This window comes from Stutzerimonas stutzeri KOS6 (genome assembly GCF_000307775.2).
Taxonomy (GTDB): domain Bacteria; phylum Pseudomonadota; class Gammaproteobacteria; order Pseudomonadales; family Pseudomonadaceae; genus Stutzerimonas; species Stutzerimonas stutzeri_B.
In genome coordinates this window covers 2,240,031-2,252,119 of the sequence record NZ_KK020676.1, presented here as the reverse complement: position 1 = coordinate 2,252,119, position 12,089 = coordinate 2,240,031, and the positions used below count along the sequence as shown (strand labels likewise).

At 57.5% G+C, this 12,089-nt stretch carries 7 protein-coding genes; all 7 read left to right on the top strand.

Annotated features, from left to right (window positions below; translation table 11 throughout):
- A partial coding sequence (locus B597_RS38325; protein WP_024162217.1) for an ATP-binding protein occupies nucleotides 1–1,226 on the top strand: 1,226 nt, incomplete at its 5' end.
- A complete protein-coding gene (locus B597_RS38320) occupies nucleotides 1,226–2,557 on the top strand; it encodes a response regulator c-di-GMP phosphodiesterase, NosR family (protein ID WP_003296636.1) in 1,332 nt (443 codons plus the stop codon). The genes B597_RS38325 and B597_RS38320, both read left to right, overlap by 1 nt.
- Before the next feature lie 18 nt (nucleotides 2,558–2,575).
- On the top strand, nucleotides 2,576–3,124 hold the full coding sequence (locus tag B597_RS38315) for a response regulator (RefSeq protein ID WP_003296635.1): 549 nt from the start codon (nucleotides 2,576–2,578) through the stop codon (nucleotides 3,122–3,124).
- Nucleotides 3,117–3,785 (top strand): GTP-binding protein, encoded by a 669-nt coding sequence (locus B597_RS38310; RefSeq protein ID WP_003296633.1) that lies wholly within the window; start codon nucleotides 3,117–3,119, stop codon nucleotides 3,783–3,785. Before B597_RS38315 ends, B597_RS38310 begins: the two co-directional genes overlap by 8 nt.
- Entirely contained in the window at nucleotides 3,778–4,911 is a 1,134-nt protein-coding gene (locus tag B597_RS38305) for a sensor histidine kinase (RefSeq protein WP_003296632.1), read from the top strand. The genes B597_RS38310 and B597_RS38305 overlap by 8 nt, the downstream gene beginning before the upstream one ends.
- Before the next feature lie 9 nt (nucleotides 4,912–4,920).
- A complete protein-coding gene (locus B597_RS38300; RefSeq protein WP_003296631.1) occupies nucleotides 4,921–7,164 on the top strand; it encodes an ATPase, T2SS/T4P/T4SS family in 2,244 nt (747 codons plus the stop codon).
- On the top strand, nucleotides 7,161–12,089 hold a 4,929-nt coding region (locus B597_RS38295; protein WP_031323568.1), incomplete at its 3' end, for a PAS domain S-box protein. The genes B597_RS38300 and B597_RS38295, both read left to right, overlap by 4 nt.

The following is a 12,089-nucleotide window of genomic DNA, read 5'->3' as shown; positions in this document are numbered from 1 at the left end:
CCTTAGGCATAATTGTGCTCGACGACGATTTGCGTATCTGCTGCTGGAATCAGTTCGTCACTCAGCGAAGCGGGATAGATCCTGCTGATGCATCCGATAGACTTTTCCTCGAGGTCTTCCCCTATACGGACCGGGCAATGTTCACCAGGATCGTGGACCTTGCCAGAAAAAGGGGACGTCACGTTTATAACCATTGGCTCGACCAGGCCCCCCTGTTGAGGTTGTCCGCGCAAGAGCCCGATGATGCGAGCCAGCAACTGCAAAGCACGCTTTTCTTTCCCTTCGAAATGAACGATGGGCAGCGATTCTTTTCGTTGGTCATGTATGACACGGCTGCGGTAGCCAAGTCGAGTGCCCATCTGGAGTCAGCGCTCAAGGCGCTCCGTCGCAAGCAGCAGGAGCAGGATGTGCTGTTGCGCAAGCTGGAAACCGCCAACAGTCAGTTGCTGCAATCGGAGAAGCTTGCAGCGATAGGTCAGTTGGCCGCCGGCGTGGCACACGAAATCAACAACCCGATTGGCTTCGTGTTTTCCAATCTCAATACGTTAAGCGGCTATGTGCGCGATTTGCTGCGCATCATTGATTCAATTGATGGCGCGGGCGGCCTTGAGGAGCTTCGTGGTATCAGGCAAAGCCTGGAATATGACTACATCCGCGGAGACATCGAAGCGCTGATCCATGAGTCCGAGGATGGCCTCGATCGCGTCAAGCGCATCATAAGTGCGCTGAAGGACTTTTCTCATATCGAAGAGGAGGCGTTTCGTGTCTCGGATATCCATCGGGGCTTGGATACCACGTTAAATGTCGTAAACAACGAGCTCAAGTATAAGGCTGAGGTCGTCAAGGAGTATGGTGATATCCCGGAAGTAGAGTGCATTTCATCACAGATCAATCAGGTTGTATTGAATCTGTTGATAAATGCTGCTCATGCCATTGAGGGGTACGGCCGGATTGTACTGAGGACGGGTTGCTCCCAGGACCAGGTCTGGATTGAGGTAGAGGATACCGGTAAAGGCATTGAGCCAAAATTGCTCAATCGTATTTTCGAGCCGTTCTTCACGACCAAGCCGGTAGGCAAGGGTACCGGGCTGGGTTTGGCGCTCTCTTACAATATTGTGCAGAAGCACGGCGGCCACATTGATGTAGAAAGTACCTTGGGCGAGGGTACGCGCTTTCGCGTCTATCTGCCGATCAAGCAGCCCGCCGAGGATAAGGAGGCCCGCTGATGACCTCGCAGTCGGAACACGCGACTTCGATTACCCTGCTACTGGTGGATGACGAGGAGAACATCCTCAACAGTCTTCGCCGCGTGCTTCGCGCTGAGCCATACAGGTTGCTTGTGGCCAATAGCGGTGAGAGTGCACTGGAGGTTCTGACAAGCACGTCGGTGGATCTGGTGGTCTCCGATGCGCGGATGCCGGGGATGGACGGTGCCACGCTCCTCGCGCACGTTCAACAGCGCTGGCCGCAATGCCTGCGTATCCTGCTGACTGGTTATGCGGATGTATCCACGACCATCAAGGCGATCAACGAGGGGCAGATCTATCGTTATGTCAGCAAGCCTTGGGATGACGACGAACTTCGGCTAATCATCCGGCAGGCACTGGCTTACCAGCACTCGGAACGAGAGCGTGAGCGGCTGGAAAAGCTCACTCGCGAACAGAATTGCGAATTGCAGGAACTCAACGCCTCGCTTGAACAGCGCGTGAGGGCACGAACTGCCGAGTTACAGCAGACGGCCGAAATGCTCGACCTGGCCTATGGCGAATTGCGCAAGAGCTACACCACGGCCACCGAAGTCTTCTCCAACCTGATCGCTCAGCGCCTTAGCAAGGGGCGTCAGACCAATACCGAGGTCATCGCACTGGTCAAGGCGTATGCCGAGAACCATGGACTGGATGCTATCGCCGCAAACGATCTATCCATGGCGGCTGCCCTGTACAACATCGGCAAGCTGACTTGGGATGACCACCTCTTGTCGCGGCCGGCAGATCTGCTCTACAAGGAGGATCGGGCACGTTTTCGCAGGTATCCCGAAGTCGGCGAGAGCCTGCTGATGGCGCTCGAGCCGCTGCAAGATGCGGGTCGGCTGATTCGCAATCACCAGGAACGTTGGGATGGCCAGGGCTATCCAGACCGACTGGAGGGCGAGCAAATCCCGCTCGGATCGAGAATTCTTCGTCTGGCTGTGGATTTCATCGAGCTGCAAAGGGGGCTTGTGCTCGACCGCAGGCTCAGTCGCGATGATGCCCTAAGCCTCATTCAGAAACATGCTGGCCGGCTCTACGATCCACAAGTCAGCGAGAGGTTCGTCGAGCTGTGCACCTCGCAGGCACCCGATCTTGCGCTGAACGACCCCAGAACCATGTGCGTTGATACACGCAAACTCCTGGCTGGAATGGTTCTGGCTCGCAACCTATACGCCGATAACGGTATGTTGTTGCTTAACGAAGGCAAGGTCCTGACTGCCTCCCTGATCGAAAAACTGACGGCCTTCGAGGCTTCGGAATCGGCGCGCTATACCCTGTTGGTGCGTATGCCAGAGGAGGCCACCTGACTTGGGTGGGCGAAAACCATGACCAAGATCCAGATAGTGGACGATGAGCTGCAAGTCCTCTCTGCCTTGCAGCGGTTGCTGCGTCCCCAGGGTTGGGATTTGCACCTGTTTACCGATCCTCAGGAGGCCCTGCAGGCGCTAACCGAACATGAGTATGCGGTTATCGTTTCCGACTACAGGATGCCCGTTCTTGATGGCATTACCTACCTGCGATTTGCCAAACAGCGCCAGCCAGAGGCGTTACGGATGGTCTTGAGTGGATATGGCGATCGCGAGGTGATGATGCAGGCTATCAACAGTGCGGAAATCTACCGATTCCTTGCTAAGCCTTGGGAAGACTACGAGATAGAGGCAGCCTTACGGGGCGCCATCGAGCTCTACAACACCCGACGTGAGAACTCGCGATTGCTCGATCATTTGCGTCGACAGCGGAATGCGCTGGAGCGGCAGCGTCAGGAACTGCTGCGCCTGGAGGCGGAGCAGCCCGGCATCACTTACGTCCGGCGTGACGCAGACGGTGCATTGTTGCTTGGCACAGACGAAATGGAAGAGGATCCCCATGGCTGAGTATCGAGCGCACGAGCGTAAGTTGCTGTTGAAGGTCGTCTACTACGGACCTGCCCTGAGCGGCAAGACAACCAACCTGATGCAGTTGCACACCTTGCTGCAGCCACAGCGTAAGGGCGAACTCATGGTGCTCGAGACGCGGGACGACCGGACTCTGTTTTTCGATGTGCTCCCCATTGGTTTGCGAAGCGAGACAGGGCTCGATCTGCGGTTGAAGATTTATACCGTTCCAGGGCAGGTCCAGCATGACAGCACCCGAAAAGCGGTGCTGTCGCGCGCCGACGGCGTGATTTTCGTAGCCGACTCGCAGCCTGCCCAGCAGGACAATAACGCCAATGCATTCGAGAACCTGGCGAGTAACCTTCAAAAACTGGGCATGGACATCGAGCGCCTGCCCCTGGTCGTGCAGTTCAACAAGCGCGACGTGCCGGGTGCGGTTGATGAGGATGAATTACAAACGCGCTGGGCAGAAACCCCTTGGGCACCGCTGGTAATGGCTTCGGCGTTAAACGGAACAGGGGTGATCGAAAGCTTCCGCTTGTTGTTGGAGCGGCTGTATCGGAACCTGGACCCGGAATTTCAGCTTTCCATGCATGAAGGACTGCGGCTCGATGCCTTCGTCCGCCAACTGAGTTGTATGCAGGAGGTCCCAGGTGCGTAGCTTCGATGAAGATCCAAGCCTGCGTGATTTGCTCGATGATGGGCGTCAGGCGTTGCTGCTTGGTCTGATGGCCGAAGTATCCGGCGTCGAGTTCAGCTTGCTCGAACACCCGGAACCTCAGGCGCAGCCACTTGAATTCAATCTTGAAACCATTGCCTGGCTGCGTTGCGAATCGGAACCCGCACGACAGGAGCCTGCTGCGCGGCTAATGGAGTTCGTGTTCCATTACATCGCCAAATATCGGATGGCGGCGAGTCTTCATCACGATACCACCGAGGCCAGCTTCACCGAACTGCAGCGCCAGCATGCCGCTCTGCAGGAGTCGGAAGAGCGTTACAGGCAGCTGTCCGAGCAGTTGCAGCAGCGAGTCGATGAGCAGGTGAAGGTGATCGAAAGTGCTCAGCAACAGCTCTATGAAAGTGCCCGGATGCGCGCGATTGGGCAGTTGGCGGCTGGCGTGGCCCATGAAATCAACAATCCGATTGGTTACATCACCAGCAATCTTCGGGTGGCGGGGGAGTATCTCGACGAATTGAATGCCGAGCTTGCGCCGGGCTCGCCTGTCATGGCTGTGCTGGAGGACTTCCGGGCGCTGCTCCAGGAGTCGATCGGTGGTGCGCAGCGTATCGCCAGTATCGTTGCCGACCTCAAGACATTTTCGAACATCGATCAGCAGGATTTCGTGCCGTGCGATCTGAATCACCTCATCGCCACGGCGTGCCACCTTCTGGAGGCCGAGTCCAACCACAGTTTGCGGGTCACTCAGTGCTTGGGCAGCCTGCCGAAACTGGCCGGTTACCCGGCAAAAATCTCGCAAGCGCTATACAACGTACTTGATAACGCCGCCCGTGCAGTGCAGCCCCTTACCGGCAGTGTTCGTGTAACCAGCCGACAGGCAAGTGAGGGGAGTTGCGAAGTCATCGTCGAGGACAACGGGTGCGGCATTGCGCCAGAGCACCTGGAGCGCTTGTTTGACCCGTTTTTCACTACGCGGCCCGTTGGTTCCGGTACGGGACTGGGGCTGACGGTCGCACGTGACATTCTGACTGCGCATCGCGGGACCATCGAGGTCCGCAGCGAACCGGGAGTCGGTACTCGAGTGACAATGCGTTTTCTTTGTCACTAAGGAGCTAGCTTGGCCAAGCGTTATGCATCGTTGTTCGTTGGCGCAGAGCCGGCCAGCGAAACGACAGAGCCGCTGCAGAGTCCATACGAAATTCTGCTGGTGGATGACGAACCGGGGGTGCTCGCCGCGTTGCGTCGTGTGTTTCAGCGCGAGAATTACCAGATGCACTACGCCCGCAATGGGGGGGAGGCGCTGAAGATTCTGGCCAAGCACGACATTCAGCTGGTAATCAGCGATTTCATGATGCCGGGCATGAACGGCAGCGAGCTCCTGGCAAAGGTACGGGAAGACTGGCCACATACGATTCGAATCATGCTGACAGCTCATGGGCATACGGAAGCGGTGATGGGCTCCATTCGGGACGGCGCTGTCTATCGCTTTATTCTCAAGCCATGGAATGACGACGATCTGCGCCTGACCATTGCGTTGGCGCTGGAGCAATATGCACTCCAGCAACGCAACCGCGCTCTGGAACGGCAAAACCAGAAGCAGCACCGCGATCTCGAAACGCTGGCCAAACTTAGCGTCACCAACCGCAGTCAGCTAGCCATTCTGCTGCACAAGAAAGGCATCCTCAATGCGCAGCAGATCCAGCTACTGCATAAGGAGATGCAGCAGCATAAAACACCCGTATTGCCGCAGCTGATGCAGCATGAGTGGGTCGACAGGCAGGTTATCTACGACTTGCTGCGTCAGGATCTGATGTTCGAAGAGGTCGATCTGCGCGAGTTCCAGATGGACGCCGATCTGCTGGCATTGGTGCCACATAACATTTGCGTCCGGCAATTGATCCTGCCGCTGCGTATTGTCGGAAAGCGACTTCGCCTGGCCATGGCCAACCCGCTTGATCAGGGCCTGATCGACGAGTTGGGCTTCATGTCCGGGTTGACCATTCATCCTCTGCTGTGTGATCTGCAACAACTCCAGGCGAAGTTCGCGGAACTGTTCGGCGATCAGCAAACGCTGGAGGATATCACCACCGTAGTTGGGAACAGCGATCCGTATGAAGGGATCGAAATCATTCTCGACGATGATGGCGATGGTGAAACGCTGGAGCAGTTGCTTGGCAGCTCAGAGGACCCGCCGGCGGTTCGGCTGGTCAATGCTGTCATTCTCGAAGCGTTGCGCCTTGGAGCCAGTGACATCCATATCCATCCAAGGACGAAGTATGTAGCTGTCCGCTATCGCATAGACGGGATTCTGGAAGACAAGATACAGATTCCCAGCGCGCTGCTGATGTCACTGGTATCGCGGATCAAGGTCATGGCCGAGCTCGACATTACCGAGCGTCGCCGCCCTCAGGACGGGCGGATAACGGTCAAGACCCCCATGCGAATTGTCGATTTGCGTATCTCGACGCTGCCGACAATCAACGGGGAAAAGGTCGTGATGCGTGTGCTAGAGCGTCAGTCGGCAGCGCAGTCGCTCGGTGATCTGGGCTTGTCGCCGCACAATTTGCACCGCCTGCTGCATGTGGTAAGCAAGCCGCAAGGCATTATCTTGGCCACCGGGCCCACCGGAAGTGGCAAGACCACGACCCTCTTTGCCTTGCTGCAACATGAGGCGTCCCCGCAAAAGAACTACGTCACCATTGAGGATCCGGTTGAGTTTCATGTGGATATTGCAGGGCAGGTGCCGGTACGTGAACGCATAGGCCTGAATTTCGCAAGTGTGCTCAGAGCGATACTGCGTCAGGACCCGGATGTCATTCTGCTGGGTGAGATTCGCGACGAAGAAACTGCCGATGTAGCCTTTCATGCGGCGCTGACGGGGCATGTCGTGTTTTCCACGCTACACACCAATTCCGCCGCCGCGACCATCGCCCGGCTACTCGATCTCGGCCTAAAACCCTTCGTTGTGGCCTCTGCCCTGGAGGCGATCATTGCGCAACGACTGGTACGACGTATCTGCCCTTATTGCCGCGAGCCAGATGAACCCTCAGAGGCAGCCAGACGCAGCCTGGGTTTGGAGTTTCTTGCTTCCGATCTGACATTTTACAAGGGCAGGGGCTGCAATCAGTGCAGTCATGGCTATCGGGGGCGGGTGGGCCTGCATGAGGTGCTGATCATGAGCAGCGGGCTGCGTGACGCCATCGCCCGGGGTGAGAGCGTCATGTCGCTGGAAGGCATCGCGAAAGAACAGGGGATGACCACCTTGCTCGACGATGCTCGGGAAAAGGTACGTCTAGGGCTGACTACCATCGACGAAGTCCTGCGGCTTCTCGGGCCACAGGATTTGCCGGTGTTGCAATGAACGCGCGCTATTATGTGGCTCAGGTCTATCTGCACGTACTGGCCTTTGCGCTGCTGTGCGTGGGGCTGGTGAGTCTTTGCGGCTATGCGGCAACCCGGAAGCCCGGCTTGTACGACATGGTTTTGCTACCGGAAGTGGCAGTGGCATCGGCTCTGACTGGCGGACTGCTGCTCGGCGTGCTCTATGGCCGACGCTACCTGCTGTTGGCGCTGTTGGTGCTGTTGATGGGCGTGACGCTCTATCCGGGCTACGAGCTTCTGAGTGAGCATGCCGAGATAGCGCGGATCTTGCCGGAAGAGCTTGTCCTTAGAGCCCATATCCCGCTATTGCTGGGCTTTCTTGCAGCAGGTATTGCGCTCCTGCTGTGCCTGGGGCCGACAACGGCTCGTTGGCTTGCCCGGTTCGGCGGCGCTGTCCTTATCTTTGCCGCTTTGCTGGCTCCTCTCTTCGCAGATACGCAAGGCCGTCTGGGATTCAGCTACGGCGTCGCAGTTTCCTCGTTTCCTGTCGCACGCCTGTTCATTCTTTTGCTTGGCCTTGCGGTCTTGCTGCTCAGCGTGGCGCCCGCTGCCAAGGCCGTCAAGACAGCGCCGCTAACGATGCTGGCTGGCATTTCGGGCACCCTGCTGACCTGTATTGCCTGGTATCTGCTCAGCCAGCACCTCTTCGAGACGGTGACTCGGCAAAGCGAATTATTGTTGTCCGACGTGCAGCGCGCCACTGAGCGTACCCTGCGGGATCAATTGGCCTTGCTCGGCCGAATGGCCGAGCGCTGGGAAAGCGTGGGAGCCATGCCCTCCGAGGGATTTTGGAGCCAGGAGGCTGGCAGTTACCTGCGTGATGTATCGAACCTGCACCTGATCGCAGTGCTCGACGAAAGGATGCAGCCGGTGCTTCTGGAGAGTCTTGGCCCGACGGATGTCGAGTGGCTGCAGACTGTTCTGGCCAAACCCGAGTTTCGGGGTTGGCTCGAACATACGCAGCAGGATGCGCAACCGCACCTGAGTCAGGCCGTCAGTCTGGATTCGGCGGATCAGGAGCTTCTTGTCGCATCCCGCTTGCGGATTGATGGCCAGCCGCCCCGTTATCTGGTCGCCAGCCTGAATGTCCGGGATACGATCCGCGAGGTGGTAGGCGAAGGTGTCGAGGGCCTAGGGGTTAGCATTTACCAAGGTGACACCCTGATCTACTCGCCGGATTTACCTGGGATGAACCATGTCAGGTTTCCGCTCGGCGCGCGTGACATCCGCCTTCATCATGACCAGCATTGGCGTGTGGAGTCCTTCATCATCGACGTGGCGGACTTGTCGGCGTCACCTCATCTTGCTGTTCTGATTATGGGGTTTGGTCTGGCCCTCAGTTTTCTGCTGATGTTGAGTCAGCAACTTGCAGGGGCGGCTGCAGACACTGCAAGGCAGCTGCATGGCACTAACTACAGGCTGAAGACCAGCCTGGCAGCTCGGGCCAGTGCTCAGGCACTCAACCAGCGCATCATGCAGTTCACGATGGATGTGCTCTGCTCCTTCGACAATGAAGGGCGCTTTCGCGAGGTAAGTCCCTCGTGCTTCAAACTGTTCGGTTACAGACCGGATGAGCTCATCGGCAAGCCGTACCTGGATCTGGTCCTTGAAGAAGACCGCGAGTCGACAGTTCTGGAAGCGCTAGCGCTGAAAGATGGTCGCGCCACCTACGGATTTCGCAATCGCTATCGCCACAAGGATGGCCGCATCCTGCATATCCTCTGGTCGGCGGACTGGTCCGAGGCCGAGCAGACCCTGTTCGCTGTGGCGCACGACATAACCACGGTGGTGCAAAACGAGGCCTTTGCCGATAACCAGCGGGAAATTCTGGGGATGATCTCAATGGATCGCCCCAAGACCGAAATTCTTGGAGCCGTCTGCCGTATGGTCGAGGCGCAAATGACAGGTGCGCTGTGCTCGGTTCTATTGCTCGATGGCAACGGAGATCGCCTGTATACGGCGGCAGCTCCCAGCTTGCCGGACGCCTTCAGAGCGGCCATCGATGGTCCGGCGGTAAACCCTGATAGCGATAGCTGTGCCGCCGCGCTCCATGAGCGGACCCCCATAGTGGTGGAAGACCTCGAATGCGATGCGCTCTGGAGTGATCGGCGCCATCTGGCACGGCCCTTTGGTCTGCGTGCCTGCTGGTCGTTTCCGCTGATTTCGCTCCACGGCCAGGCGTTCGGTGTACTTGTCGTTTACTTCAAGATGCCGCTTGCCCCGTCCGACGAACAGACCGACCAGCTAGCGACCGCTTCGCGGCTTGCGGCCGTCGCTGTGGCCCGATCCCGCGATCGGCGCCGATTGCGTGAAAGCGAGCAGCGCTTTCGCTCGCTGTTCACCTTCAATCCCGACGCGGTTTTCTCCTTCGATCTGGAGGGAGCATTTCAAGACCTGAACAGTGTTGGCGTCGGGCTCATTGGTTTGCCGGAGGAGAAGATCCTTGGGCACCACTTCGGCAAGTGGATCTACGAAGAAGATTTGCCACGTGTCAGGGAGTATTTCTCCGCCGCCTGCCAAGGCGTTCCACAGCGGTATGAAGTGCGCTTGCTTGATGGTGCCGGTCAGCTGTTGCATCTGGACGTCTGCAACTTGCCGATTATGGTCGATAGCGACATTGTCGGAGTCTTCGGTATCGCCAAGGATGTCACCCAGCGCGAGCGGATGACAGCCGAGTTGAAGCAGGCCTTGCTTCGCAGCGAGCGGCAGGCCGAGCAACTGCGTCGACTGGGCCACGCAGCAATTGCCACAGCTCAGCTTCATGATCATCAGCAGCTCATCGATTATCTGGCAGAGCAGGTTCGCCTGACCATCGGCGCGCATCAGGCCCTGATCAGCCTGACCGACGGAACACAGTGGTGCCAGGGCTTAACGAGCGTTTCCGTCTCCGACGAGTATGCCCACTCGCAGAACCTCGACGAGGCGGCGACGGCCCAGGACATCTGCGGCGTCATCTGCGACACGAATGAACCCATGTTGCTTACCCGGCAAAGCCCACAATGCCATTCTGGCAAGCACGCTGATCCTCAGGCCGCACACGGCTTGCTTGCCGTACCGTTGATCGCGAAGGACGGCAGCAATCTCGGACTGATGCAGCTATCGAACAAGTACCAGGATGATTTTCTGCCTGACGACCTGGCAATAGCCCAGCAGTTCGCGCAAATGGTGGTGTCGATCGTAGAGAACGGTCGCCTGCTGAATGAAGTACTGGCCGCTGAGCAAGGTCTCAAAACGCAACTGGCTTTCACTTCAACTATTACTCAATGCATGGCCGAAGGGTTGCTGGCCATAAGCGGCGAGGGCAGGCTGAGCTTCATGAATCCGGCAGCACAGCGCTGGCTTGCAGCTGACGGTTCGGAAGCCATTGGCCAACCCATCGAGCATTATCTGCCGCTACGGTTAGCGGATTTCAGTGCGGCACAACAGGGTAAGGAGCAAGGTGAGCTACGTATCGGCGAGCGGGTTCTGCGCTATGAGGCACGACCGCTGGTTGGCGAGACCGATTCAGGTGGATGGGTACTTGCGCTGCATGATGTGAGCGCGCTATTACGTGCCGATCAGGCAATGCGTGAACGTGATCAATTTTTTAACTTGTCGCTGGAAATGTTCTGCATGGTCAGCCTGGGTGGCCGCTTTATCCAGGTCAATCCAAGCTTTGCCGAGACATTGCGCTATAGCTCCGTCGACCTGATCGGCAGTCCTTATATGGCGCTTATCGATGAGGCTGACCGGGAGATCGTCGAGCAAGCGGTTACCCTGCTGCAACAAGGAGAGCGGATTCACAACCTCATCATCCGAGTCTGGGATGGCGAGGACCAATTGCATTGGTTGCAAATCAGTGCTGCGTTGGGAGCCGATCAGGTGATTTACTGCGTGGCGCGTGACATCACCGAGTCGCGAGCTATTCAGCACCAGCTCGCCCAGAGCAATCTGATCCTCAGCTTGGCGGGACAGACTGCCAAGCTGGGTGGCTGGAGCCTCGAGCTGCCGGGTCATGAACTCGTCTGGTCGCCGGAAATGTTCGCTCTGCTAGGGTTCGCGAGCGATGCGACACCTGACCTCGAGGAAAGTCTGGCGCTGTATCCGTATGAGCATCGCGCAAAGATCGTGCAGGCCCTGGAGGCCTGCAGGTCACGAGGCGAGCCTTTCGATCTTGATCTACAGGTCCTCGACGCCCAGAAGGCCTTGCTCGATGTGCGCCTAACCGGACAGGCCGTGCGCGGCGAGGGTGGTGATATCGAGCGAATCTGCGGCGCGTTGCAGGATATCAGCGAACGCAAGCAGGCTCAGCGCGAGTTACTGAGATTGGCACAGCGGTTAGGTTCGACGCTGGAGAGTATTACCGATGCGTTCATCACTTATGATCAGCAATGGCGTTTCAACTACATAAACCGCGAAGCGGCGACGCTGCTGGGCGCGAGCAAGGATGAGCTGATCGGACAGACGCTCTGGTCGGTATACCCGGACTTGCGGGAAAGCGATATCGGGCGGCGCTATTTGCAGGCCGTACAGCATGGGCAAGCCGCTCATTTCGATACTTACTATGCTCCCCTGGCTAGCTGGTTCGAAATTCATGCCTATCCGTTCGAAGAAGGTCTTGCTGTATATTTTCGAAACATTTCTGCGCGTAAACGTACGGAGCAGGATCTGGAAAGATCACTACGCGAACTGGAGCGTAGCAACCGAGAACTTCAGGAATTTGCCTTTGTTGCGTCTCATGATCTGCAAGAACCGCTGCGCAAGATTCAGGCTTTTTCCGAGCGGCTACAAACTCGCGTCGATCAGCTTGACGAGGAGGGGCGTGACTACCTTCGTCGCATGGTATCTGCCGCATCACGCATGCAGGCGCTCATTGTCGACCTGCTCAATTATTCCCGTGTAAATACCAGAGGGCAGCCTCTAGGG

Coding starts and splice junctions, on each gene's coding strand:
- B597_RS38320 (WP_003296636.1), top strand. CDS start 1,226: ATGACCTCGCAGTCGGAACACGCGACTTCGATTACCCTGCTACTGGTG.
- B597_RS38315 (WP_003296635.1), top strand. CDS start 2,576: ATGACCAAGATCCAGATAGTGGACGATGAGCTGCAAGTCCTCTCTGCC.
- B597_RS38310 (WP_003296633.1), top strand. CDS start 3,117: ATGGCTGAGTATCGAGCGCACGAGCGTAAGTTGCTGTTGAAGGTCGTC.